The organism is Halomonas sp. AOP43-D1-4, assembly GCF_052446175.1.
In the GTDB taxonomy this organism is placed as follows: domain Bacteria; phylum Pseudomonadota; class Gammaproteobacteria; order Pseudomonadales; family Halomonadaceae; genus Vreelandella; species Vreelandella citrativorans.
In genome coordinates this window covers 118,809-142,258 of sequence record NZ_JBQSVY010000001.1, presented here as the reverse complement: position 1 = coordinate 142,258, position 23,450 = coordinate 118,809, and the positions used below count along the sequence as shown (strand labels likewise).

24 protein-coding genes and 1 other RNA gene are annotated in these 23,450 nt (G+C 54.2%); 19 read left to right on the top strand and 6 right to left on the bottom strand.

From position 1 onward, the window contains the following. Positions 1–12: 12 nt before the first annotated feature. Positions 13–1,257, bottom strand: coding sequence for a Do family serine endopeptidase (locus ACT3RQ_RS00660; protein WP_444679755.1), 1,245 nt, complete (start codon positions 1,255–1,257; stop codon positions 13–15). A gap of 138 nt (positions 1,258–1,395) precedes the next feature. Here ACT3RQ_RS00660 and ACT3RQ_RS00655 point away from each other — a divergent pair, with 138 nt between their 5' ends. Further along, positions 1,396–2,157, top strand: coding sequence for a Nif3-like dinuclear metal center hexameric protein (locus tag ACT3RQ_RS00655; RefSeq protein WP_172116324.1), 762 nt, complete (start codon positions 1,396–1,398; stop codon positions 2,155–2,157). Positions 2,158–2,214: 57 nt separating this feature from the next. Here ACT3RQ_RS00655 and ACT3RQ_RS00650 read toward each other — a convergent pair whose 3' ends face one another. After that, entirely contained in the window at positions 2,215–2,679 is a 465-nt protein-coding gene (locus ACT3RQ_RS00650; protein WP_444679754.1) for a ZapG family protein, read from the bottom strand. Between the two features lie 201 nt (positions 2,680–2,880). Between ACT3RQ_RS00650 and zapE the strand changes: the two genes are divergently transcribed. From zapE to ACT3RQ_RS00610, 8 genes are all read left to right on the top strand, one after another. After that, positions 2,881–4,062, top strand: coding sequence for a cell division protein ZapE (gene zapE, locus ACT3RQ_RS00645; RefSeq protein ID WP_444638863.1), 1,182 nt, complete (start codon positions 2,881–2,883; stop codon positions 4,060–4,062). 185 nt (positions 4,063–4,247) lie between these two features. Then, on the top strand, positions 4,248–4,676 hold the full coding sequence (rplM, locus tag ACT3RQ_RS00640; RefSeq protein WP_172116327.1) for a 50S ribosomal protein L13: 429 nt from the start codon (positions 4,248–4,250) through the stop codon (positions 4,674–4,676). Between the two features lie 13 nt (positions 4,677–4,689). Continuing rightward, positions 4,690–5,079 carry a 30S ribosomal protein S9 gene (rpsI, locus tag ACT3RQ_RS00635; protein WP_444621412.1) on the top strand — a complete coding sequence of 130 codons (390 nt, stop codon included), beginning with the start codon at positions 4,690–4,692 and terminating at the stop codon, positions 5,077–5,079. A gap of 235 nt (positions 5,080–5,314) precedes the next feature. Further along, positions 5,315–5,914 carry a ubiquinol-cytochrome c reductase iron-sulfur subunit gene (petA, locus tag ACT3RQ_RS00630; RefSeq protein ID WP_444679753.1) on the top strand — a complete coding sequence of 200 codons (600 nt, stop codon included), beginning with the start codon at positions 5,315–5,317 and terminating at the stop codon, positions 5,912–5,914. Beyond that, positions 5,914–7,164: a cytochrome b gene (locus ACT3RQ_RS00625; protein ID WP_444679752.1), complete on the top strand. Its 1,251-nt coding sequence runs from the start codon at positions 5,914–5,916 to the stop codon at positions 7,162–7,164. The genes petA and ACT3RQ_RS00625 overlap by 1 nt, the downstream gene beginning before the upstream one ends. After that, on the top strand, positions 7,164–7,904 hold the full coding sequence (locus ACT3RQ_RS00620; protein ID WP_444638867.1) for a cytochrome c1: 741 nt from the start codon (positions 7,164–7,166) through the stop codon (positions 7,902–7,904). The genes ACT3RQ_RS00625 and ACT3RQ_RS00620 overlap by 1 nt, the downstream gene beginning before the upstream one ends. A 148-nt stretch (positions 7,905–8,052) precedes the next feature. After that, positions 8,053–8,679, top strand: coding sequence for a stringent starvation protein SspA (gene sspA / locus ACT3RQ_RS00615; protein ID WP_172116332.1), 627 nt, complete (start codon positions 8,053–8,055; stop codon positions 8,677–8,679). Positions 8,680–8,741: 62 nt separating this feature from the next. Beyond that, positions 8,742–9,227: a ClpXP protease specificity-enhancing factor gene (locus ACT3RQ_RS00610; RefSeq protein ID WP_193053794.1), complete on the top strand. Its 486-nt coding sequence runs from the start codon at positions 8,742–8,744 to the stop codon at positions 9,225–9,227. Between the two features lie 93 nt (positions 9,228–9,320). Here ACT3RQ_RS00610 and ACT3RQ_RS00605 read toward each other — a convergent pair whose 3' ends face one another. From ACT3RQ_RS00605 to ACT3RQ_RS00590, 4 genes are read right to left on the bottom strand one after another with little or no spacing between them, the layout of a single operon-like run. Then, positions 9,321–9,893 carry a BON domain-containing protein gene (locus ACT3RQ_RS00605; RefSeq protein WP_172116334.1) on the bottom strand — a complete coding sequence of 191 codons (573 nt, stop codon included), beginning with the start codon at positions 9,891–9,893 and terminating at the stop codon, positions 9,321–9,323. 53 nt (positions 9,894–9,946) lie between these two features. Continuing rightward, positions 9,947–10,540, bottom strand: coding sequence for a phosphoheptose isomerase (locus tag ACT3RQ_RS00600; RefSeq protein WP_172116335.1), 594 nt, complete (start codon positions 10,538–10,540; stop codon positions 9,947–9,949). A gap of 24 nt (positions 10,541–10,564) precedes the next feature. Next, positions 10,565–10,936 (bottom strand): YraN family protein, encoded by a 372-nt coding sequence (locus ACT3RQ_RS00595; RefSeq protein ID WP_087109372.1) that lies wholly within the window; start codon positions 10,934–10,936, stop codon positions 10,565–10,567. Beyond that, complete coding sequence (locus ACT3RQ_RS00590; RefSeq protein WP_444638869.1) at positions 10,936–12,426, bottom strand: penicillin-binding protein activator; 1,491 nt, start codon at positions 12,424–12,426, stop codon at positions 10,936–10,938. Before ACT3RQ_RS00590 ends, ACT3RQ_RS00595 begins: the two co-directional genes overlap by 1 nt. Before the next feature lie 111 nt (positions 12,427–12,537). Here ACT3RQ_RS00590 and rsmI point away from each other — a divergent pair, with 111 nt between their 5' ends. From rsmI to ftsW, 10 genes are all read left to right on the top strand, one after another. Further along, positions 12,538–13,395, top strand: coding sequence for a 16S rRNA (cytidine(1402)-2'-O)-methyltransferase (gene rsmI, locus ACT3RQ_RS00585; protein WP_444638870.1), 858 nt, complete (start codon positions 12,538–12,540; stop codon positions 13,393–13,395). Between the two features lie 32 nt (positions 13,396–13,427). Beyond that, an RNA gene (rnpB, locus tag ACT3RQ_RS00580) (RNase P RNA component class A) lies at positions 13,428–13,801 on the top strand. A gap of 64 nt (positions 13,802–13,865) precedes the next feature. Further along, a complete protein-coding gene (rsmH, locus tag ACT3RQ_RS00575; RefSeq protein ID WP_444638871.1) occupies positions 13,866–14,822 on the top strand; it encodes a 16S rRNA (cytosine(1402)-N(4))-methyltransferase RsmH in 957 nt (318 codons plus the stop codon). Positions 14,823–14,824: 2 nt separating this feature from the next. Then, positions 14,825–15,160 carry a cell division protein FtsL gene (gene ftsL / locus ACT3RQ_RS00570; protein ID WP_444638872.1) on the top strand — a complete coding sequence of 112 codons (336 nt, stop codon included), beginning with the start codon at positions 14,825–14,827 and terminating at the stop codon, positions 15,158–15,160. Further along, complete coding sequence (locus tag ACT3RQ_RS00565) at positions 15,157–16,866, top strand: peptidoglycan D,D-transpeptidase FtsI family protein (RefSeq protein WP_444679751.1); 1,710 nt, start codon at positions 15,157–15,159, stop codon at positions 16,864–16,866. Before ftsL ends, ACT3RQ_RS00565 begins: the two co-directional genes overlap by 4 nt. Positions 16,867–16,885: 19 nt before the next feature. After that, a complete protein-coding gene (locus tag ACT3RQ_RS00560) occupies positions 16,886–18,382 on the top strand; it encodes a UDP-N-acetylmuramoyl-L-alanyl-D-glutamate--2,6-diaminopimelate ligase (protein ID WP_444638875.1) in 1,497 nt (498 codons plus the stop codon). Beyond that, a complete protein-coding gene (locus ACT3RQ_RS00555; protein WP_444679750.1) occupies positions 18,379–19,737 on the top strand; it encodes a UDP-N-acetylmuramoyl-tripeptide--D-alanyl-D-alanine ligase in 1,359 nt (452 codons plus the stop codon). The genes ACT3RQ_RS00560 and ACT3RQ_RS00555 overlap by 4 nt, the downstream gene beginning before the upstream one ends. A gap of 9 nt (positions 19,738–19,746) precedes the next feature. Then, positions 19,747–20,829, top strand: a complete 1,083-nt coding sequence (gene mraY / locus ACT3RQ_RS00550) for a phospho-N-acetylmuramoyl-pentapeptide-transferase (RefSeq protein WP_444638877.1) — start codon at positions 19,747–19,749, stop codon at positions 20,827–20,829. A 45-nt stretch (positions 20,830–20,874) separates the two neighbouring features. Further along, complete coding sequence (gene murD / locus ACT3RQ_RS00545; RefSeq protein WP_444638878.1) at positions 20,875–22,254, top strand: UDP-N-acetylmuramoyl-L-alanine--D-glutamate ligase; 1,380 nt, start codon at positions 20,875–20,877, stop codon at positions 22,252–22,254. Next, positions 22,251–23,435: a putative lipid II flippase FtsW gene (gene ftsW, locus ACT3RQ_RS00540; protein WP_444638879.1), complete on the top strand. Its 1,185-nt coding sequence runs from the start codon at positions 22,251–22,253 to the stop codon at positions 23,433–23,435. Before murD ends, ftsW begins: the two co-directional genes overlap by 4 nt. The last annotated feature ends 15 nt before the right edge of the window (positions 23,436–23,450 follow it).

Genomic DNA, 23,450 nt, shown 5'->3' with positions numbered 1-23,450 from the left:
TGCGGGCGAGTGCTAGGATTCTTTAGGTCGCTCGCCCAATGGTGCGTTGGGAATCAGCGGGCGCTCGCCCACTTCAAGCGAGATATCGATGCGCTCGCCGCCACGAACAATGGTGATAGGCAGCGTTGTGCCGGGGGGGATAGAGGCAATATTGCTCATCGTAGCGCGAGCGTCCAGCACGGTTTGGCCGTTAACCGAGAGTAGGATGTCGCCAGGCTCTAGCCCTGCCTTGTCTGCTGGGCCTCCACTCGTCACACCCGCAACAATAACCCCTTGAGGTGTACGTAGCCCAAACGAGGCAGCGAGTTCGCGTGAAAGCGCTTGCGCTTCAATTCCCAGCCAGCCACGTATAACCCGCCCCTGAGTCACTAGCTCATCCAGAACGCTGTGCGCCAGGTTGGCCGGGATCGCAAAGCCGATGCCTTGCGAGCCGCCGGAGCGTGAGAAAATCGCTGTGTTGATGCCCACCAGGGCGCCGTCGGGGTTGATCAGTGCGCCGCCTGAGTTACCCGGATTAATTGCCGCGTCCGTTTGAATAAAGTCTTCATAGGCATTTAAGCCTAAATGATTACGGCCGGTCGCGCTGATGATGCCCATGGTAACGGTTTGCCCTACACCAAATGGATTGCCGATGGCCAGCGCAACATCCCCAACGGCCACATCCGCTGAGTCGGCTATTTCAATGACCGGAAGATCCTCAAGGTCGATATGCAATACGGCGAGGTCGCTTTCAGGGTCGGTGCCAATGACTTCGGCGAGTGTCTCGCGCCCATCGCGCAGTGCCACCTGAATCTCATCAGCGCCATTTATCACGTGATGGTTGGTTAGTACGTAGCCATCGTGACTGATAATAACCCCTGAGCCGAGGCTGGATAACATGCGCTGGTGGGTTGTCGCATCGTCACCGCTGAAAAACTGCTGGAAAAAAGGGTCAGACATCAGCGGGTGTTGATCGCGCTCGACAATACGCGATGAGTAGATATTAACGACGGCAGGCGCTGCCTGGCTGACCGCGCTTGAATAGCTGGCAGGCCCTTGGTCACGCGAAAGCGGAGCGGCCTGGCGAGTTTCGGGGGCCGGGCGGCTGCTAACCTCGTCGCTGACATTCACCAGAGGGGAGGTGGGTGCTTGTGATGTCGTGGAGGGCGCGTTGGTAAAGGGATTGGGTAGCGTGTCCGGGAATGCAAACAGTAGCAGGGCAGCTAATAATACCCCGGTCAAAATAGGCCATAAATAAGGCAGCACAAAGCGGTGCATGCAAAAATTCCTCAGCGGGTAGTGGTCTTGTCAAACGTGAGGTTCGCGATCACACGAAGCGGGTTTTACTATGGCATTATGGTAACACTTTCTGATGCTCATCCTCATGATAGTCGACGAATCATTAAAGGAGCCCTTGTGACTCATCGCGATCAAATCGTAGCTGCTTGCGACCATCAGCTGCGTGCTTCAACGTTTAAGGACTTTACGATCAATGGCCTGCAAATCGCTGGGCGGCCGGATATTAAGCGCGTAATGAGTGGGGTCACTGCGTGCCAGGCGTTGCTGGAGGAAGCAGTCGCTTGGCAGGCCGACATGCTGTTGGTTCACCACGGCTACTTCTGGAAAAATGAGCCAGTGGCCATTACAGGCATGAAGCATCAGCGTATAAAAACGCTGATTAACCACGATATCAATTTGCTTGCCTATCATCTTCCGCTTGATGCCCATAGCGAGATGGGGAATAACGCAGAGCTTGCCAGGCGATTGGGCTGGCGGGTAGAGGGTTGTCTGGATGGTGAGTTGGGAGAGGGTTTTTTGTGGTCGGGGCGCTTGGCTCAAGCACAAAGCGTGACCGCGTTGGCAGAACAAATGGCGAATGTCTTGCAACGTGCGCCTTTGGTGATTGAGGCGCCGAACATGGGGGATATTGAGCGGATCGCCTGGTGTACAGGGGGCGCGCAAGACATGATTACAGCTGCTTTTGAAGCAGGTGCACAGGTGTTTGTGTCAGGTGAGATTTCTGAACGTACTACCCATTTGGCGCGCGAGCTGGGCATTCACTACATTGCCGCGGGTCATCATGCAACCGAGCGCTATGGCGTGCAGGCGCTGGGGGAGTGGCTGGCCGATGAGTACGATATTGAGCACCGCTTTGTCGATATCGATAACCCCGCCTGACCTTTTGACGACGGGGTTGAAAATCACCGGTAACGGGCGATGGCGTGAGGTGCAGGCTTAATAGCGAGGCGGTTGGGGCGTATCGGCGTTATCGCCTTTTAAGCCAAAGTTTTCTGCCAGCGTGCCATTTTTACCATCCGCATAGTCACGGGGGGTGGCCAGGCTACCCTCCGAATCAGGCCCTGTGGGTGTGGCGGCTTGATGCTGCGCTGGTTGCTGTCGCTCTTTGATGGCCGCAGGCGTGTTGCTGCCCAAATGCCACTGCTGTGCATCCTCGATGATTTTCTGCTCAAGCTGGTCGGCCTCGGCGCGAATGCACTTCAAATGCTCGAAGACACCCTCTAAATGGCCTCCCATGCCTTTTTTAAGCTCGGCGATTTGATGTTCTCGTTCCAGCACTGTTTGGCGTAAAGACGCGTTATGACGCTCTCCTTTACTAAACAGCCGATAGCATCCCAAGCCGAGGATGAAGCCAATAATAATGCCAATGATGGCAAAGGTATAAGGCGAGCTTGCTTCCACAGTTTTCTCCCTGATACTTGGAGCGCCCCGTCACGCTTGAGTGGACGGTTTGCGAACGGATCAAGCCTCATTATAGGCGTCGATTGGCAGGTTAGGTCAATCCAACCATGCGCTTAGACGATGTGCAGCGTATAATCCCAGCTTTTTGAAGGCGGCTGGTCGGATTTAGAGGGCCGTCGTAATACGCATTGGAGCGAGTAAATGTCAGCTACTTCTGCAAACCAAAAGGCAGGTTCGTCATCTCGGCCAACGCCCATGGAGCGCTATCGTGCAGATCTACGGCGCGAGGACTTTCAGCATGATGCGGCGCAGGAGTTAGCGGTTGAGCATTTGCAGCGCCTTTATGACGACCTAATGGCGACGCCCACCACGGTTTCCAAGGCCGTACTGGCACATGGCGGCTTGAAGGCCAAAATGAAGGGCCTGTTCGGTAAAGCCTCATCGTCAAACGAGCCGACGTTGCCCCAAGTGCAAGGCCTCTATTTTTGGGGCGGTGTAGGGCGTGGTAAAACCTATCTGGTTGATAATTTTTTTGAGTCGCTGCCCTTTCCTGAAAAGATGCGCACCCATTTTCATCGTTTCATGCAGCGGGTGCATAACGAGTTAACCCACTATAAGGGTGAGAAGAATCCTCTCACGCTGATTGCTGGTAAATTTGCCTCAGAGGCTCGGGTTATCTGCTTTGATGAGTTCTTCGTCAAGGATATTACGGATGCCATGATTCTGGCCAACCTGCTTGAGGCGCTGTTCGAGCGGGGTGTTGTGCTAGTCGCTACTTCCAACATCGTGCCGGATGACCTGTACAAGGATGGCCTGCAGCGGGCGCGCTTTCTCCCTGCCATCGATCTGGTCAAGCGTCACTGTGAAATAGTCAATGTTGATTCCGGGGTCGACTACCGGCTGCGCGCCTTGGAGCGCGCGGAGATATTTCACTCACCGCTGGATGAGGCGGCCGAGCTGGAGCTTACGCGTAGCTTTCGCGAGATTGCTGGTCACGAGGGTGAGACGGATGCGCCGTTGGAAATCAATCATCGGGTGCTGAAAGCGCGCAGGCTGCATGAAAATGTGGCGTGGTTTGAATTCCTGGAGCTCTGTGATGGGCCGCGTAGCCAGAATGACTATATTGAAATAGCGCGTAGCTTCAATACGGTGCTTGTGTCGAATGTGAAGCGGATGGAAGCCAGGCATGACGATCAGGCGCGCCGCTTTATCAATATGGTCGATGAGTTTTATGATCGCGGGGTAAAGCTATTAATGTCAGCAGAGGTGCCGGTAGAAGAGCTTTATAGTGACGGTAAGCTAACCTTTGAGTTTCAGCGTACGCTGTCGCGCCTTCAGGAAATGCAGTCGCGTGAATATTTGGCGCTGCCCCATAAGCCGTGATGAGGTTTATGGCCCAGTCGTTAAGAAAAGCCACGATTAGGGCTTAACTTGTCCCGTGCCATACTGTAGAATGCCGCCTCGCTACATGTTGTCAGGCTAAGCTTGGCAACCAAAAAAAATAGGGAAGGTGCTTCACCGCTTGACGGTGTTAGCCACCCAATACACTTAATCTGGTGATTTCATCCATGAAGACGTTCAGTGCTAAGCCGCAGTCCGTCCAGCGCGACTGGTATGTTGTCGACGCTACGGACAAAACGCTCGGTCGTCTGGCAACCGAGATTGCTCGCCGCCTGCGTGGCAAGCATAAGCCCGAATTTACTCCTCACGTTGATACTGGCGACTACATCGTTGTCATCAACGCTGAGAAAGTCCAAGTGACTGGCAACAAGGCGAAGGCTAAGACCTATTATCGCCACACCGGTTACCCGGGCGGCCTGCGCACCATGACATTCGACAAAATGCTTGATCATGCGCCCGAGCGCATCATTGAGTTTGCCGTTAAAGGCATGTTGCCGAAAGGTCCGTTGGGTCGTGCCATGTATACCAAGTTAAAAGTGTACGCCGGTGCCGAGCATCCGCATGCTGCCCAGCAGCCGCTTGAACTGAACATCTGAGGAAATCTTCGCCATGACACAGCAGTATTACGGTACCGGGCGCCGCAAGACTTCCACCGCTCGCGTGTTTATGAAGCCGGGCTCTGGCAAAATCACCGTTAACAACCAAGAACTCGACCTGTATTTCGGTCGTGTTACTGGTCGTATGGTGGTTCGTCAACCGCTGGAATTGACTGAAACCCTGAGCCAGTTCGACATTTTTGTCACTGTCGCTGGTGGCGGTGGTTCTTCTCAGGCTGGCGCTATCCGTCACGGCATTACTCGTGCCCTGATGAGCTATAACGAAGACCTGCGTCCTACGCTGCGTGCCGCTGGCTACGTAACGCGTGATGCGCGTCAAGTTGAGCGTAAGAAAGTCGGCCTGCGTAAAGCACGTCGTCGTCCGCAGTTCTCCAAGCGTTAATTTTTCAACGCTTATGCGGCAAAACGCCCAGGCCATCGGCCTGGGCGTTTTTTATTGTAAAATCAAAAATCATAATGCATTAGTATCAAATTATATTAGCATCAAGTTATTTTGGCGGTCCTGGAGCAGCATGACGGCTGTCAAAGATATCCCTCTATTTATCGTATAGTATTTCGCAGATTCGTTCTTTTATGTATCGGGTGGCCACGTATCACGTTAATGGGAGAAGCCTTGCATGGCAGAGCACGGCATCAATAAAGGTCGACGACGTTTCCTTGTTGGCGCTACCTCCGTTATAGGAGCAGTAGGCATGGTCGGCGTGGCCGTTCCCTTTGTGGCATCGTGGCAACCCAGTGCGAGGGCGCGAGCGGCGGGTGCGCCGGTTCAAGCGGATATATCCAAGCTGCAGCCTGGTCAGCGTATGACCGTTGAGTGGCGGGGCAGGCCCGTATGGATCATTCGCCGAACGCCTGAAATGATAGCGCGCACTGAAATCGTGGCGACAGAGCGCTTGGCAGACCCTGATTCAAATCACCCTCAGCAACCTGTCTATGTGCAAGGAGCGCTTCGCTCGATTAAGCCGGAAGTGGGGGTGTTGATTGGCCTCTGCACGCATTTTGGCTGTTCGCCGCTGTATCGGCCTGAGCCAGACGCACAGGCCGATAGTGATGATGACTGGTCAGGTGGTTTTTTTTGCCCGTGCCACGGTTCGCGTTTTGATTTGGCGGGGCGCGTATATACCGGTATGCCTGCACCGACGAATCTAGAAGTGCCCCCTTATCATTATCTGAACGATACTATTATCGTGGTGGGCGAAGATAAGGAGGCTGTTTGATGGCGGCGCGCGAGAAGTCGGGCGGTTTGCTGGGCTGGCTGGATGCTCGGTTTCCAGTAAGCAGGCTATGGCGCGACCATCTGGCCAACTACTACGTACCTAAAAATCTTAATATCTGGTACGTCTTTGGATCGCTTGCGCTACTGGTGCTGGTCAATCAGCTGTTGACCGGTATCTGGTTGACCATGAGCTATCGTCCTTCTCCTGAAGAGGCGTTTGCGTCCATCGAATATATAATGCGCGACGTTGAGTGGGGCTGGTTGATTCGTTATCTCCATACAACGGGCGCATCCGCTCTGTTTATTGTTGTTTATCTGCACATGTTTAGGGGGCTTTTGTACGGTTCTTATAAAGCGCCGCGTGAGCTTGTGTGGGTGTTCGGTATGGCGCTGTATTTGATTCTGATGGCCGAAGCGTTTATGGGATATTTGCTGCCGTGGGGGCAAATGTCCTATTGGGGAGCGCAGGTAATTACCTCATTTTTTTCAGCTATTCCAGGTATCGGCCCCGGGCTTGCCGAGTGGGTGCGCGGCGATTATGTGGTGTCAGGGGCTACCTTGAATCGTTTTTTCGCGCTGCATGTCATTGCACTGCCGCTGGTGATTCTTGGGCTGGTGGTGCTGCACATTGTCGCGCTGCATGAGGTGGGGTCGAATAATCCTGATGGTATTGAAATTAACGCGTTGAAAGACGCTGCGGGCAAGCCGGTAGATGGTATTCCCTTTCATCCCTACTATACCGTTAAAGATCTGGTTGGCGTGGCCATCTTTCTCTTCGTTTTTTGTGGCGTTGTGTTTTACTTCCCGGAAGGCGGCGGTTTTTTTATTGAGCAGCCGAACTTTGCGCCGGCTGATCCGCTTAATACGCCCGACCATATTGCGCCTGTTTGGTACTTCACGCCTTTCTATGCCATTTTACGGGGAGTGAACTTCTCGCTGTTGGGTCTGGATGCTCGCTTTTTGGGCGTTGTTTTTATGGGTGGTGCTATTGCAGTGCTGTTTGTTTTGCCGTGGTTGGACCGTAGCCCGGTGCGATCCATGCGCTATAAAGGCTGGATGTCGAAGCTGATGCTGGTCGTGTTTGTTGCAAGCTTTGTCGCGTTAGGCGTGTTGGGTGTATTGCCGTCTACCCCTGTTCGGACACGATTGGCGCAACTATTTACCGTGCTGTACTTTGCGTATTTTTTATTGATGCCGCTCTATACCCGGTTGGAAAAAACCAGGCCCGTGCCGAAAAGGGTGACTGGCTAATGAAAAAATACGTAATGGCTCTGTTTTTATGGCTATTGCCGATGACGGCTACGGCGCAAGAAGAAGCACGTAACGTGACTTCAATGTCGCCCGACTTGCAGGATAGAGCGTCTCTGCAAAATGGTCTCAAGCTTTATGTTAACTACTGTCTTGGGTGTCATACGCTGAGTTATCAGCGATTTTCGCGCACTGCGGACGACCTGGGTATTCCTGAGGCGTTGATGAAAGATAGTGTTATGTTCTCATCAGGTCTTTCATTTAACGACGCTATGCATAATGCGCTAAGCGACGACGATGCCGCGCAATGGTGGGGCGCTGCACCGCCAGATTTATCCCTAACGACACGTGTGCGTGGGGTCGATTGGGTGTACAGCTTTCTGTTGGGGTTCTACAGAGATCCCGCGCGCCCTACAGGCGTCAATAATACGGTCTATGAGTCGGTGGCAATGCCGAATGTGCTTGAGCCTCTTCAAGGTGTGCAAGAGCTCGACTGTCGTCAGGCTCGGCCTTTAGCACTAGGTGGCGGGCGGTGTCAGCAATTAAGCGTGGCGGCGCCTGGAGAGCTATCGCCCGAAGCGTTTGAAAAAGCCGTATACGATATTACCAATTTTTTAGCCTATGTTGGCGAGCCTTCTAGGCTGAAGGCGCAGAGTATTGGTCCTAAAGTTTTGTTTTTTATATTTATTTTTAGCGTATTTGCTTACTTGCTGAAGCGTGAGTACTGGAAAGATATCCGTTAGCGTCGAATGCTAAAAATAGAGTTAAGCCATCGTGTAAATCACATGGCGGTTGCGTTGTTGTTAAGCGGTAACCCAAAACAGGCTGCCTTACCATAAGGTGGCTCTGGCGTGTTATTATCCATAATTGTTTTAATGCGAGGATGCTTTCATGGGTGTTGTGGCCAAGCGGTCGTCGATGATTTTTTACTCAGGTAGTGATGATCATTTTAGTCATCGTGTGCGCATTGTTCTGGCTGAGAAGGGGGTGGCCGTTGATGTTGTTGATGTTAACGAAGAGCAGCCGCCCGAAGATTTAGCAGACCTCAACCCGTACAACAGTGTGCCCACGTTGTTGGATCGTGATTTAGTGCTCTATGAGTCAAAAGTCATGATGGAGTATTTGGATGAGCGTTTCCCGCATCCACCGTTACTCCCAGTTTACCCTGTGGCCCGTGCGCAGAGCCGTCTTTGGATGCACCGCATTGAGCGAGAGTGGTGCCCCAAGGTCGACCAGATCCGTAGCGGTGGGAAGAAAGAGGCGGACAAGGCGCGTAAAGAGCTGCGTGAAAGCCTGATTGGTATTTCACCGATCTTTGAAGATATGCCTTTCTTTATGAGCGAAGAGTTCACTCTGGTGGACTGCTGTCTCGCGCCGATCTTGTGGCGTTTGCCAGATCTTAATATTGAGCTGCCTGAAAAGCAGGTTAAGCCACTTTTAAGCTACATGTCGCGAGTGTTTGAGCGGGAAGCGTTCAAAGCATCTTTGAGTGAGCGCGAAAAAGAGATGCGTACTTGAATTTACATGGCCCCATCGCCCGGTAAGGGCTGGGGTCTTACTTGTCAGGAGGAGGGAGTCTTATGAAATCGAGTCGCCCCTATCTCGCCCGAGCGCTCTATGAGTGGTTGCTGGATAATGAACTAACCCCTTACCTGGTCGTTGATGCGACGCAGGCCGGGGTCGAAGTGCCGCGCCAGTTTGTACAGAATGGTCAGATTGTGTTGAACGTGGCGCCAACAGCCGTGCGTGATTTGTTTATGGAGAATCAGGCAATTGGCTTTAACGCACGTTTTGGCGGCCAGCCCATGCAGGTGATGGTGCCCATTCCTGCGCTGATTGCTATTTATGCCCGTGAAAATGGTGTGGGCATGGTGTTTGGTCACGAGCCTGAGCTTGCTGAAGAAGGGGATGAAGAGGAGCAGTTTGATGAGGCGCCTGACTCACCTTCCAAGCCTGAATTGACGGTGACGGAGCCTGTTTCTGGCGGCAACCTTGAAGATGCTTCTGAAGCGTCCTCAACGTCTTCGACGTCCAAGAAGAAGCCAACGCTGCGCGTCGTAAAATAGCGCCAGTGCTATCTGGCCAGGCTATAAAAGGTCAGGCCATAAAAAACCTCGCATAGTGACTATGCGAGGTTTTTTTATAGGCCCAAGAGCCGGTTAATCAATGTATTCGAATACTTTGACAATGCGCTGAATACCGCCAACTGAAGAGGTCGCAGCAACGATTCGATCAGACTCTTCGTGGGAGACCGAGCCCATCAAGTAAACATTGGCATTTTCAGTGGTCACTTTGATCTTGGAGGAGTCGATGCGGTCGTTGGTGGCGAGTGTGCTTACAACGTTGGTCGTTATCCATGTGTCGGTTAGGCGCTGGGTGGCGGGCAGATTGCCCGCAATGGTGAGCTCATTGTGCACCTGATTAACGCCACGCAGGTTTTGCACAACATTACCCGCTTTCGTGCGTAGTTCTTCGCTGGGGACCTGGCCTACCAATAATAATGTACCGTTATAGCTGTGCGTACGAATGCGGGCATCGGCCAGTCGAGCATCGGCCTGGTCCAGCGCACGCTTGGATTCGCGCTCAATGGTCGCATCGACCGCTTTAACGTCCTTGCTGAGCTGCCCATAGTTAGAGGGGTTGGAAGCACTGTGCGTGGCGCAGCCGCTGATCAGAGCAGCAGCTACTAGTGTCGCAACTAATAACGGACGAGAGAAAAAGCGCAGGGCCATGTTGGATGACTCCTTATCTTAATGAAAATGATGAGTGGTAGGGTACTGCCCCGTTAGTCAGCGCTGCCGAATAACTGTTCATCAATAAGGTCACATAAACAGTGAATGACCAGTAGGTGAATCTCCTGGATTCTTGCTGTTGATGTGGCAGGGACGCGAATCTCGCAATCATCCTGACCCAGCAAGGAAGCCATGTTGCCACCGTCTCGCCCGGTTAATGCTACAACCGTCATTTCACGGTCGTGAGCTGCCTGGATCGCCTGCACGACATTAGCCGAATTACCGCTGGTAGAGATCGCCAGCAATACGTCGCCTGGCTGCCCCAGGGCGCGTATCTGTTTGGAAAATACTTCGTTATAGCTGTAGTCGTTGGCAATGGATGTCAACGTTGATGTATCGGTGGTTAACGCAAGGGCAGGCAAGCTTGGCCGTTCCCGCTCAAACCGATTGAGCAGTTCAGAAGAGAAGTGTTGGCTGTCGCCCGCACTGCCTCCATTACCGCATGCCAGAATTTTTCCCTCATTAACCAGGCACTGAACCATCATTTGACTGGCGACTTCGATAAAGGGGGGGAGTACTTCGCTCGCATAGGTTTTGGTGTCTATGCTGGCGTTAAAGTGGTTAAGAATGCGCGATTGAAAGTCCATTAGGGCTTCCTGGTTAAAATGGAATTAGTAGGCATCAAAAGCCGCTTTCTCCCAGTGGAACTCGAGAGTGGGCGGAGCGCCCGTAATGGCAAGAATATCAAAGCGGCAAGGCGATGTAAGGCCGAAATTGCCAAGATATAGCTGAGCGGCCCGAATTAGGCGCTTTCTTTTTGTCGGCGTGATGGTTTCCAGAGGGTGTCCGTATCGCGTAGTCACCCGGTGCTTTACTTCAACAAACACCAGTGTGTCACCGTCGCGCATCACCAGGTCAAGCTCGCCACCCTTTACGTGATGATTTTGGGTAACGAGGGTAAGACCCCTTTGCTGCAGCCATTGAGCAGCTAACTGCTCAATGGCTGCGCCGCGTTTACGGGCGGTTTGGGCGTTATTTGCCATTATTGCCCAGGGATTAAGATGGGCGCCGGGACACCGTTTTGAAACTTCGCCCACGGCAGTTCGCGATATATGCGGCCGTCGCCCGTCAGGTAGAGCGTTCCTGTGCTGCCACGTAGGCCATTTAGCGCTGAAATGTCTGAAAGCTCGGTCGCAATTTCATAGGCATCTACGCCCATGGCCATTAGGCGGAACATGGAAGCGTCAGACTCTTCGCTCAAGCGCTGGTAGGTAGGGTAGAACGGAAGTACTTCTTCACCACCGACAGCGGCGTCAGGAATTTGCCATGGAATATCCATAAACATGACGTCGTCAAGGTCTTGGTCACGACGCGCTTGTAAGTGCCCTTCATGCAGGTGGGAGGTAGCGTAAATAGGCAGGTTGGGCGCGTAGTAGTAATCCATGGTGGGCGGGACTTGGCGAGCGTAGTCAGGCAAGGCCAGTAGGAACAAGGCATCAATATTGCCCAGTTGGGCACGTTCGCCACTCACGTTTAAGGCGGTTTGTACGGCATTGGTGACCGCGCTGTTCGGGTTATAGCGTACCGCCGTCGTCACTTCGCCACCCTGGCCGTGAAACTCATTCCAGAATGCTTCGCCGACTCGGCGTCCCCAGTCATTATCCGGCACCATTACCGACATCTGGCGATGTCCGTCCTGGTATGCGCGGCGTGCTGCCTGGTGGGCCTCATCTTCAGCGGAAAGACCGTACTGGAAAAGACCCGCGGCACGGTTCTGTTCGCCGCTTCCATAGTTCAGCGCAAGGGTGGGAAGCGGTACGCTATTGCGTTGTTCGAGTTGGCTAACCTCGTCTTTGGCGAGGGGGCCGATAATCAGCTGCGCGTTCATCTGTCCTGCACGGCTATAAATCTCATCCATCGAATATTGTGATGCGTCGATGAAGCTGAGATGTACATTGTCACCGCGAATCTCGTGATGGCGACGCATGGCGGTCGATAGCGTATTGGCGACGCCGCTAAGCGGGCCAGATTCGGGCAGGGCCACAATGATGCGGCTTATGTCCTGACCCTCAAGGCTTGGTAGTGTCAGTTGTTCCATATCGGGTTCATCAAGCGCGGTACGCGCCCAGCGCTGGCGCTCTGTCAGCGTTTCGCGTTGATCATCCTGAATGGGCAGGTCGTCGTTGAGCACTTGTGTGGCACGCAGCACAGCGCGTGGATCATCCATGCCGCGCGCTAATTCAGAGAAAAGCAGTGCCCAGCGAACGCGATCCGTGTCTGAAAGCCTGACTTCCTCAAGCGCATCGGCTGTCTCAAAAGCACGTTGCCGCTGCCCTTGTTGGGCAAAAATGGTGGCTGCTTCGAGACGAGTTTTAGCCGCTTGATCCGGGGCCTGCTGTTCTGCCTGATTGAGCAAACGGCCCGCTTCCTGATCGTCCGCGCGGTCGACTACGCTGGGCGATTGCACCGCACAGCCAGTCATAAGAAGTGCCAAGAGGCCTGTGGCGAGTACGCCACGCAGAGACTGTTTCATGTATCCTTCCTTAGTTTTCATTTGCGCTGTCGCCGCATGTCAGTGGGTAGGTTGGCATAGCACAAGCATAGCGCACCGTCAGAGCAAGCCATTAACAAATCGGGAGTCACGATGACACACCACAATCCGGGCACATTGTACGTGGTTGCCACCCCAATTGGGAATTTGGACGATTTATCGCCGCGTGCAGCTCGGGTATTAGCGGAAGTATCGCGCATAGCGGCAGAGGATACGCGTCATAGCGCCCGCTTATTGGCGCATTTGGGGGTTAGTACACCCATGCTGTCGCTTCATGAACATAATGAGGCGCGCCGAGTGGATACCCTGGATGCTTATCTGGAGGCAGGTGAAAGTATCGCATTGATTAGTGATGCTGGAACGCCGCTTATTTGTGACCCAGGGTTTGTGCTGGTGAGAGAGCTGCGCGTGCGTGGCCGTCATGTGGTGGCGCTGCCCGGGCCTTGTGCCTTTGTAACGGCGCTTTCTGGGGCGGGTCTGCCGACTGATCGCTTTACGTTTTGCGGTTTTTTACCCGCCAAGCCAGGCCCGCGCCGCCAGGCGCTGGAGCAGTGGCAAGCTCGGGAAGAAACGCTGGTGTTTTACGAATCCCCACACCGCATTGTGCATACCCTAGAGGCGCTGCGTGACCAAATGCCTGAACGTAGCGTGGTATTGGCCAGGGAGTTGACTAAAACGTTTGAGACCTTTCTTCAGGGCACTCCGGAAGCCCTGCTGGCGCAGCTAACAGAAGATCCTAACCAGGCAAGAGGCGAGTTTGTGGTGATGGTGGCAGGCGCCCCGCCCGTCACTCAAAGCGAACATCAGAATATTGGTGCAGATGCGTTGATGAAAGTGCTGCTGGATGAGGGCGTAGGTGTCAAGCAAGGAGCAGCGATAGTGGCTCGAATGCTGGGCGGTCGCAAACAAGAGTGGTATGCAAGGTTGCAGGCAATTAAAACTGAGCATTGAGGCGAAGCGAGGGCGCTGGTATGCTTGCCGCCGGAGTTGGCCAGACAGTCGCCGCTAGCCCATCTTTTTGATGGGCTGGGGGAGGAAAGTCCGGGCTCCATAGGGCAGAGTGCCAGGTAACGCCTGGGCGGCGTAAGCCGACGGAAAGTGCAGCAGAGAGTAGACCGCCTAAGCCTCTTGAAATAAACCTCAAAGGGCCGGTAAGGGTGAAAGGGTGCGGTAAGAGCGCACCGCGCGCCTGGCAACAGTGCGTGGCATGGTAAACCCCACTCGGAGCAAGACCAAATAGGGACCCAAAGGCGTGGCCCGCGCTGGGTCCGGGTAGGTTGCTTGAGCGCTGTGGTGACGCAGTGCCTAGAGGAATGACTGTCCACGACAGAACCCGGCTTATCGGCCGACTCCCCATTTCCATAAGGGGCCCGCAGTAGCGAGCCCCTTTTATTTTTCTATGAGATTTGTGTGAGAGTAACATGCCTTCTCCTGACGCTGACCAGGTTGTTTCACCCTTTCGCCATACCAGCGTATTACTGGAAGGGGCGGTTGATACCCTTGTACATACTCCTGACGGTATTTATTTAGATGGTACCTTCGGTCGTGGCGGTCATTCACGGTTAATCCTGTCTCGCCTTGGCGACCAAGGGCGCTTGATGGGCATGGACCGCGATCCCCAGGCTATTGCTGCTGCCGCTGAAATCGATGATGCGCGTTTTCAAATTACCCAGCGTGAATTCGCCCACCTGGCTGACTATGCGCGTGAGCAGGGTGTGTTTGGCAAGCTGTCTGGCGTGTTGTTGGATATAGGTGTTTCTTCTCCGCAGTTGGATGACCCTGAGCGTGGGTTTAGCTTTATGCGCAATGGTCCGCTGGATATGCGTATGGACCCGACGCAAGGCGAAAGTGCAGCCACATTTTTAGCACGTGCTAAAGAGGCGGATATCGCTCACGTGTTTAAAGCCTACGGTGAAGAGCGCTATGCAAAGCGCTTGGCCCGTGCAGTGGTCGAGCGGCGTGTCGAAACGCCGTTTACGCATACGGTCGACCTGGCCGAGGTGCTAAAAAAAGCCCATCCTGCTTGGGAAAAGGGGCGGCACCCTGCGACCAAAGCATTTCAAGGGTTACGAATTTATCTAAATGGTGAACTAGATCAACTTGATGCTGCCTTAGACGCAGCCCTTGAAGCGCTAGCGCCCGGTGGTCATCTTGTGGTTATCAGTTTCCACTCGCTGGAAGATCGCCGTGTAAAACGCTTTATACGTCATTATGTGCGTGGCGATTCGCATCTACCGCGTGGTATGCCTATCCGAGATGATCAGTTAAATCGCCGTCTTGAAGCGTTGGGCAAAGGCGTACGCCCTAGTGATGAAGAGGTAGTCGGCAATCCACGTGCGCGCAGCGCCGTTATGCGGGCTGCCCGAAAACGAGTATAACCATGAGCATGGATCGGATTGAGCGTTGGAGCTCAACGCTACGCACCGAATGGCCCTTTAAACTACGTGTTCGCACGTGGCCGCTGGTTATTTGCCTGCTTTTTTTTGCCTGCATTGTTAGTGGCTTAGCTACCGTTGTTGTTACTCATTTAACGCGCGTTCAGTATGCTCAGTTGCAACAGCTTGGGCAGGAGAAAAATCAGTTGCAGACCGAATGGGGGCAGTTGCTTTTGGAAGAGGGCGCTTGGTCGACACCCGCTCGTATTGAGCAAATTTCGACGGAGCGCCTGGATATGCGTATTCCTGATGTGCACGATGTTGAGGTGATACGACCATGAGAGGCGAACGTCGGGGAGGGATGCCCCGCCACCTACCTGTTGCCCCCCCGTTAGGTAGCGGTCGTTTTTACTTTATATTGATCGTATTTTGCGTAGTGGCATGCATCCTTATTGGGCGCATCACACTGCTACAGGTGATTGACCGACCCTTTCTACAGAGCCAAGGAGATGCGCGAACACTTCGCCATGAAGCGATCCCTGCGCACCGTGGCATGATCACGGATCGAAACGGCGAGCCGCTCGCGATCTCAACACCGGTTGTTACGCTGTGGGCCAATCCTCAAGAGCTACCCGAAGATGGTATTCAGCGCGTAATGCTGGCGCAGGCGCTAGGCATGTCGCCGGATGACTTTGAGGCGCGGGTTGAACTTTATAGCAGCCGTGAGTTTATGTACCTTCGCCGCCAGATGACGCCACAAGCGGCCCAGCGGATTCTGGATTTACGCACACCCGGCGTGTATCCCCAGCGCGAGCACAAGCGTTACTACCCTGCTGGCGAGGTCGCCGCACAGATACTTGGCGTGACCAATGTAGATGATAGGGGGCAGGAGGGGTTGGAACTCTCTTATCAGCCTTTCCTGGCCGGTCATCTTGGCCAGCGCCGCGTCATTAAAGACCGACGTGGGCGTTTGGTGCGCGAGCTAGGCGTCATACGTGAAGCGCAGCCAGGCGGCGACTTGGTGCTTTCAATTGATCAGCGCATTCAATATATGGCGTACCGGGAGCTTCGAGCGGCGGTGGCTGAGCATGAAGCGGATGGTGGCGTGCTTGTCACTATGGATGCCCGCACCGGTGAGGTGTTGGCGATGGCTAACCTGCCTTCTTATAACCCTAATAATCGTGCCGGGCTTGATCCCCGTGGGTTGCGTAACCAGGCGCTGGTTGATGTATTTGAGCCAGGCTCTGTTATGAAACCGCTGGCCATGGCTGCCATTCTTGAAAGCGGCATTGTTGATCGCGATGCGGTTGTGAATACGTCGCCTGGCTGGATGCGTCTCGATCAATTTACCATTCGTGACTTTCGCGATTATGGCGAGTTGACGCTTGCCGGTATTTTGGAGCACTCATCCAACGTGGGTATGTCCCGTTTAACGTTGCAGTTAAGCGATACGGCTATGTGGGAAAAATATAACCAGCTAGGGTTGGGGCAATCCCCAGGGACGGGTTTTCCAGGGGAGTCAACGGGTAGTCTTCCGGCCCCGGTGCGCTGGTCGCGTAGTGAGCGGGCAGCGCTCTCTTACGGCTATGGCCTGTCTGTCTCGGCTGTTCAATTAGCCAGTGCTTATACCGCACTGGCTAATGGTGGCATGCGCTTACCGCCTTCATTGTTGCGCCTTTCTGAACCGCCCCAAGGACTGCCTGCCATTGAGCCCGCCGTCGCCAATGATTTGCTGAATATTCTGGAGACATCCGTTGCCGCCTATACCGGTGGTCGGCGCGCACGCGTTGAAGGTTATCGTGTGGGAGGCAAAACCGGGACTGTGCGTAAGTCGGGGCAGGGCGGCTATACCACGGATGCTTATCGCAGCGTATTTGCAGGCATTGCGCCTATTTCCGACCCGCGTATTGTGACCGTGGTGATGATTGATCACCCTAAAGCGGGTGAATTTTATGGCGGTGCAGTGGCCGCTCCGGTCTTTTCAAGCGTGACAGGCAACGCATTGCGCTTGTTGGACGTACCGCCAGACCATGAAGTTGACGAGTAAGAATGGCTAAGGAGATGGCATGACGTTGGCTCCCACCGATGTATGGAGTGCGCTGAGCAAAGTATGGCCGGGTGCTTCGTTTGAGCAGCCGCTTCCCGAACTACCCGCGTCTTTACGTCTGACCACCGACTCACGCGCGCTGGAAGTCGGCGATATATTTGTAGCTGTTCCAGGTAGTCAGCGTGACGGGCGCGATTTTATTCGCGCAGTGCTTGAGCAAGGCGCTTCGCTGGTGCTGGCGCATACCACGGAGCACCATGCGACCTGGGATGGGCGTGTACTCTACTTGCCACATCTGGCTGTCCGTTTGGGAGCGCTGGGTAAACAACTTTTTAATGTTCCGGATGACCTTGAGGTTATTGGCGTCACCGGTACCAATGGTAAAAGCTCCGTTACTCATTACATTGCAGAACTTAGCGAAGCGCTAGGTGTTCCGGCGGGTGTGGTAGGAACGCTGGGTGTAGGCCGCTCGGGCCAGCTAGTGGATACTGGGCTCACCACGCCGGGGCCTTTAGCCCTGCAGGCGGCGTTTGGAGAGCTGGCGCTTCAGGGCATTAAGCGAGTAGCGCTTGAGGCTTCCTCCCATGCCCTTGACCAGCATCGTTTAGATGCTGCCAATATAAAGGTGGGCGTGTTTACCAATCTAACGCGAGATCATCTTGATTATCATGGCAGCATGGCGGCTTATGCCGCGGCCAAGGCGAAGCTATTCAGACGTAGCGAGCTTGAGCTTGCAGTGGTTAATGCCGATGACCCCCTAGCGCGATTGATGCTGGCTGGTTGTGATCAAAGCGTTCGCGTATTGGCGGTCGGTCAGGATGAGGCCGTAACGCTACGGGTGATGGACGTTCAGACAAGCGAAACAGGCCAGCAAGCACTTATTGCCACGCCCGAAGGCGAGCGCATGTTAGTGCTGGGTCTGGTCGGGCGTTTCAACCTGGATAATGTGTTGTTGGCCATGGCGACGCTTTATGGATGGGGCCATTCGATTAACTCACTTTTCGAGGCTGCCGCTGCGCTTACCCCGGTGCCTGGCCGTATGGCGCTTTATCACGCAAAAGGCGTTCCGGGCGTGGTGATTGACTATGCCCATACCCCTGATGCGTTACACAATGCGCTCACAGCGCTGCGCGCCCATTTAAGCAAGGCGGGCAAGCTGTGGTGTGTGTTTGGCTGTGGCGGTGAGCGCGACACAGGCAAGCGCGCAGAAATGGCAAAAGCGGCGGAGGCGCTGGCGGATGTGGTAGTGGTGACTGACGATAATCCACGGGGCGAGTCAGCAGCGCAGATTCGTCAGCACATTATTGCCGGGCTCGCCTCAACGGCAACACTGCTCGAAATAGCGGACCGTCGTCACGCGATCAGCCAAGTGATTCAACAGGCAGCTCAAAACGATGTGATTCTGGTCGCTGGGAAAGGCCACGAGGCCTACCAGGAGATCAACGGCGTCCGTCACGCTTATAACGATGAAGATGAAGTCATGAAGGCGTTTGCATTGCGGGGTAGTGCACAATGAACTGGACACTGGCCGATGCCGCCAGAGTGCTGGGAATTATGGTGCCCGTCAGCGATGCATCGCGCGCATTTACCTCCATTGTGACGGACACTCGGCAGATTGTTCCTGGCTGCTTATTCATCGCGCTTAAAGGGCCGCGGTTTGATGGTCATGATTTTATCGAACAGGCCCGCGACAAAGGCGCGGCGGCGGCACTGGTTGAGTCCGCTGTTGAAAGTCCACTGACTCAGTTGGTATGCCCTGATACACGCTTGGGACTTGGGCTTTTAGCGGGCGCGTGGCGCCGTCAGTGCGGGATTCCGTTAGTCGGTATCACGGGAAATAGTGGCAAAACGACGGTGAAGGAGATGACGGCTGCGCTGTTATCGCCGTTGGGTAACGTGTTGGCCACCAAAGCCAATCTTAATAACGATATTGGCGTACCTCTCACGCTTTTACGCTTAGCGCCCGAGCATCAAGCAGGCGTGATTGAGCTAGGCGCAAATCACTTGGGCGAAATCGCCTGGTCTAGTCGATTAACCGTACCGGATGTAGCGGTGATCACCAACGTAACGGGCGCGCATGTTGGCGAGTTTGGAGGCATGGGTCATATTGCCCAAGCCAAAAGCGAGCTGCTGAACGGTCTAAGTGAGCAGGGCATCGCGGTGCTCAATCGCGATGATCGTTACTACCCCTTTTGGGCTGCCTGTGCGTCGCCGCGCCGTGTGATCAGTTTTGGGTTTGATAGTACTGCGGATGTTCATGCCTCGGCGCTTTCCTGTGACTCTCAGGGGCGGTATGCTTTCACGCTTGTTCAACATGGCAAACCGCTGGGCGATGTGCAGCTTGCCATGCCAGGTAAGCACAACGTGAGCAATGCGCTGGCCGCGGCTGCGGCCGCATTAGCGATAGGCGTAACGCCCACGGATGTGATTGAAGGTCTGCAGACCCTACGCGCGTTGAAGGGAAGGCTAAGTATCGTTTTGGGGCTTAATGGTGCCACGCTGTTAGACGATACGTATAATGCCAACCCTGGGGCGGTCAAAGCCGCTATGGAGACGTTAATGCGTTTCCCCGCGCCGCGTTGGTGCGCGCTGGGCGCCATGGGTGAGCTGGGAGACGAAACGGAAAAACTGCATGCTGAGATGGGCCGCTACGCGGCTGAGCTTGGCATCGACGGGCTGTTGACGTTGGGTGATAACGCGCGTCCAGCTTGTGACGCCTTCGGTCGCGGGCAGCATTTTGACGACCACGAGACGCTAGTGCGTCATGTCATTAATACTTTGCCGCCCAATGCCACGTTGTTGGTTAAAGGGTCGCGTAGCGCCGGTATGGAAAAGATCATTACTGTGCTGTGCTCGGATGAAATAAGGTAAACGCCGTTCATGTTACTTTACTTGGCGAGTTTTTTAGCTCAGTACTATACGGGCTTTCAGGTTTTTAACTATCTCACCTTGCGCGTCATTCTTGCCGCGTTAACGTCATTAATGCTTTGCCTTTGGCTAGGGCCGTGGGTTATTCGCCGGCTTGTGGAAGGCCAGATAGGCCAGGCCGTGCGTGATGATGGCCCGCAGTCACATCTATCAAAAGCGGGCACCCCTACTATGGGAGGGGTGATGATCCTGCTGGCCATCGGCATCAGCACCATCATATGGGGTGATTTAACCAACCGCTATGTGTGGGTGGTATTGGCCGTTACGCTGGGCTTTGGTGCGATAGGCTGGGTCGATGATTACCGGAAAGTGGTAGAAAAGAACCCGCGAGGCCTGCCGGCACGCTGGAAGTACTTTTGGCAGTCGGTGGTAGGTCTTGGCGCTGCGTTAGTGCTGTTTTTCACCGCAACCACGCCCGTTGAAACCAGCTTGTTGGTGCCGCTGTTTAAAGACGTCGCACTGCCGCTTGGCGTGTTCTATATCGTATTAACCTACCTGGTGATTGTGGGTAGTTCTAACGCCGTGAATTTAACCGACGGGCTGGATGGCTTGGCCATTATGCCAACCGTGCTGGTAGCGATGGGATTGTCGGTGTTTGCCTACGCTAGCGGTAATGCAGTGTTCGCCAACTACTTGCATATCCCGTTTATAAACGGCACCGGTGAGCTGGCTATTTTCTGCGCCACGATTGCAGGTGCGGGTCTCGGCTTTTTATGGTTTAACACGTACCCCGCCCAGGTGTTTATGGGAGATGTAGGTGCGCTTGCCCTGGGGGCGGCGCTTGGGGTTGTGGCGGTCATCGTTCGCCAGGAGATCGTCCTGTTTATTATGGGCGGTATCTTCGTAGTGGAGACGTTGTCGGTGATCCTGCAAGTTGGGTCTTACAAACTGACGGGTCGGCGTATTTTCCGTATGGCGCCGCTGCATCACCACTTCGAGTTAAAAGGTTGGCCTGAGCCACGCGTTATTGTGCGCTTCTGGATCATTACCGTTGTGCTGGTGTTGCTGGGCCTCGCGACGCTCAAGGTTCGTTAATCGGTAGCGTTATCGCCTTAAGCGTAAACCGCAAAGGAGCCAGAGATGGTGCGAGTACCCAAGGGTGTCACGGTGGTCGTTGGCTTGGGCCTTTCAGGTCGAGCAATATGCCGCCACCTGGCACGCACGCATACGCCGTTTATGGTCGTCGATACGCGCAGCGAGCCGCCGAGGATTGACGCTTTTTATGCAGCCCATCCAAACGTTGACGTCATCTGCGGCCCTCTGACGTCGCTCGATTTTACGGACGCTTATGAAGTAGTGCTTAGCCCAGGCGTTGGCCCTGATTCGCCGGGTCTTGAAAGCCTGGCTGGGCGCGTTAATCCGCATACAGGCGAGCCTGTGCTGATTGGTGAAACGGCGCTGTTTGTTCGCGCGACCCAAGTCCCCATTGCGGCTATCACGGGCTCAAACGCGAAATCCACGGTGACCACTCTACTGGGTGAGATGGCCAGGGCGGCTGGTTTGCGAGTGGCGGTTGGCGGCAACCTGGGAACGCCCGCGCTGGATTTATTGGTCGAGCAGCCGGATGCAGAGCTGTATGTTCTTGAGCTTTCCAGTTTTCAACTTGAAACCACGCCTGTCTTGGGTGCAAAAGTCGCGGCTTTCTTGAATCTGAGCGAAGACCATTTGGATAGGCATGGTGATATGTCGGCCTATCGTTTGGCAAAACAATGTATTTTTAACGGCGCGCAGTATGCGGTTGTCAATCAGGACGACCCCCTGACCTGGCCTCTTCAAGCAGGGCCAGGCATTGTCAGCTTTTCAGCGAACCCGCCCATAGACACCAACTGGGGGCTGGTATGGCAAGGGGCCGAGCTTATGCTCATGCAGGGGCAGACGCCATGGGTTTCGGCAAGTGAATTGAAAATGGCTGGCCAGCACAACTATACGAATGCATTAGCGGCACTGGCAATGGGGCAGGCGTTGGCGCTTGATGCATTTGCCATGGTAGAAGCCTTAAAAGCCTTTACGGGGTTGCCTCACCGGAGCGAAACAGTGGCCTGTATTAATGGGGTGACGTGGATAAACGACTCGAAAGGCACCAATGTTGGGGCAACATTAGCCGCTATTGAAGGGTTGGGCGCTACGTTAACAGGTCGCTTGATTTGGTTGGCGGGTGGTGTAGGTAAAGGCGCTGACTTTTCGCCGTTAGCGGTGCCGTTGGCGCGCTGCGCGCGGCTGGCACTGCTATTTGGTGCTGATAGTGAGCGAATTTCAGACGCGGTAGCGGCGCATGTGCCGGTCCAGCAGGTAAATGACTTAACGCAGGCAATGAAGGCCGCATTTAGCCAAGCAGAGCCTGGCGACTGTGTGTTGCTGTCGCCTGCCTGTGCAAGCCTGGACCAGTTTCCCAACTACCAGGTTCGAGGTGATGCTTTTCGTCGCTGGGTGGAAAGCAGTGCGGCGGGAGTATCCTTATGAGCCGATTACAGCGCTTGCATACTGTATTAACGACGCGAAACTTCCCCTGTGATATCTGGCTCATTGCAGCTGCTGTGGCGCTTGCAGGCATTGGCTGGGTGATGGTTAGCTCGGCCTCAATAGGACTTCTGGAGAATAGCTTCTACTATTTTCGGCAGCATGGGGTTTTCTTGCTCATTTCAACGTTAGGCTGCTTGTTTATGCTTAGCGTACCCCTTGAAGTATGGCGCCAGAATGCGGCACTGATTTTTTTAATAAGCATAGCATTGTTGGTAGGCGTGTTGCTGTTTGGTCAGGAAATTAACGGCAGTAAGCGCTGGATAGCGCTGCCGGGCCCGCTGCCTAGTCTTCAAGTATCTGAGCTTGGTAAAATAGGCCTTATCTTTTACATGGCGATGTTTATGTCGCGTTTTACCTATGATTTACGCCGCCGTGTTTTTACCATGTGGCGTCCCATTGCGGTGTTGGCGCTACCCGCAGGACTGCTGTTTTTAGCGCCCGACTTTGGCGGCATGGTGGTCTACACCACGTGTGTCATTGGCATGTTAATGATGAGTGGTGCATCGCTCGTGTTACTTATTGGCAGCGGTACTGTTTTGGGATTTGGTGCGGTCATGATGGTGGCGCTGGAGCCTTATCGTCTGGCGCGTTGGACCAGTTTTTTGGATCCGTGGGCAGACCAGTTCGCAACCGGCTATCAGTTGACCCAAGCGCTGATTGCCTTTGGTCGTGGGCATGTTACAGGCACCGGGTTAGGTAATAGTGTCCAGAAACTGCACTATTTACCCGAGGCGCATACCGATTTTATCTTTGCCGTTATTGCCGAAGAGCTGGGCATGATTGGCGCTATTGCGATTATCCTGCTGTTTACTCTATTGATTAGTCGCGCCATGTGGATTGGTCGGAAGGCTGAGCTTGCGGGCCATCTTTTTGGTGCTTACGTAAGTTACGGTATTTGTTTTGTTATTGCCTCTCAGGCATTTATCAATATGGCGGTAAGCTCGGGGCTACTGCCCACCAAGGGACTGACCTTGCCTTTGATAAGTTATGGTGGTTCGAGCTTACTGGTTATTGGCATGATGATTGGTCTGCTTTTGCGGGTTGACGCAGAAACACGACAGCGGCCGAGCCGTGCGCCAACCCCCTATAAACCGCGCCATGAGCCGCGGTTATCGAAATAATTTTCAAGGAGTCGT

Excerpts from the sequence above, each read along its gene's own strand:
- mraY (WP_444638877.1), top strand. The coding sequence starts at position 19,747 with ATGTTACTTTACTTGGCGAGTTTTTTAGCTCAGTACTATACGGGCTTT.
- ACT3RQ_RS00660 (WP_444679755.1), bottom strand. The coding sequence starts at position 1,257 with ATGCACCGCTTTGTGCTGCCTTATTTATGGCCTATTTTGACCGGGGTA.
- ACT3RQ_RS00600 (WP_172116335.1), bottom strand. The coding sequence starts at position 10,540 with ATGGACTTTCAATCGCGCATTCTTAACCACTTTAACGCCAGCATAGAC.
- rplM (WP_172116327.1), top strand. The coding sequence starts at position 4,248 with ATGAAGACGTTCAGTGCTAAGCCGCAGTCCGTCCAGCGCGACTGGTAT.
- ACT3RQ_RS00605 (WP_172116334.1), bottom strand. The coding sequence starts at position 9,893 with ATGGCCCTGCGCTTTTTCTCTCGTCCGTTATTAGTTGCGACACTAGTA.
- ftsW (WP_444638879.1), top strand. The coding sequence starts at position 22,251 with ATGAGCCGATTACAGCGCTTGCATACTGTATTAACGACGCGAAACTTC.
- petA (WP_444679753.1), top strand. The coding sequence starts at position 5,315 with ATGGCAGAGCACGGCATCAATAAAGGTCGACGACGTTTCCTTGTTGGC.
- ftsL (WP_444638872.1), top strand. The coding sequence starts at position 14,825 with ATGAGCATGGATCGGATTGAGCGTTGGAGCTCAACGCTACGCACCGAA.
- ACT3RQ_RS00620 (WP_444638867.1), top strand. The coding sequence starts at position 7,164 with ATGAAAAAATACGTAATGGCTCTGTTTTTATGGCTATTGCCGATGACG.
- rsmI (WP_444638870.1), top strand. The coding sequence starts at position 12,538 with ATGACACACCACAATCCGGGCACATTGTACGTGGTTGCCACCCCAATT.
- ACT3RQ_RS00610 (WP_193053794.1), top strand. The coding sequence starts at position 8,742 with ATGAAATCGAGTCGCCCCTATCTCGCCCGAGCGCTCTATGAGTGGTTG.
- ACT3RQ_RS00555 (WP_444679750.1), top strand. The coding sequence starts at position 18,379 with ATGAACTGGACACTGGCCGATGCCGCCAGAGTGCTGGGAATTATGGTG.
- ACT3RQ_RS00565 (WP_444679751.1), top strand. The coding sequence starts at position 15,157 with ATGAGAGGCGAACGTCGGGGAGGGATGCCCCGCCACCTACCTGTTGCC.
- rpsI (WP_444621412.1), top strand. The coding sequence starts at position 4,690 with ATGACACAGCAGTATTACGGTACCGGGCGCCGCAAGACTTCCACCGCT.
- murD (WP_444638878.1), top strand. The coding sequence starts at position 20,875 with ATGGTGCGAGTACCCAAGGGTGTCACGGTGGTCGTTGGCTTGGGCCTT.
- zapE (WP_444638863.1), top strand. The coding sequence starts at position 2,881 with ATGTCAGCTACTTCTGCAAACCAAAAGGCAGGTTCGTCATCTCGGCCA.
- sspA (WP_172116332.1), top strand. The coding sequence starts at position 8,053 with ATGGGTGTTGTGGCCAAGCGGTCGTCGATGATTTTTTACTCAGGTAGT.
- ACT3RQ_RS00590 (WP_444638869.1), bottom strand. The coding sequence starts at position 12,426 with ATGAAACAGTCTCTGCGTGGCGTACTCGCCACAGGCCTCTTGGCACTT.
- ACT3RQ_RS00595 (WP_087109372.1), bottom strand. The coding sequence starts at position 10,936 with ATGGCAAATAACGCCCAAACCGCCCGTAAACGCGGCGCAGCCATTGAG.
- ACT3RQ_RS00625 (WP_444679752.1), top strand. The coding sequence starts at position 5,914 with ATGGCGGCGCGCGAGAAGTCGGGCGGTTTGCTGGGCTGGCTGGATGCT.
- rsmH (WP_444638871.1), top strand. The coding sequence starts at position 13,866 with ATGCCTTCTCCTGACGCTGACCAGGTTGTTTCACCCTTTCGCCATACC.
- ACT3RQ_RS00560 (WP_444638875.1), top strand. The coding sequence starts at position 16,886 with ATGACGTTGGCTCCCACCGATGTATGGAGTGCGCTGAGCAAAGTATGG.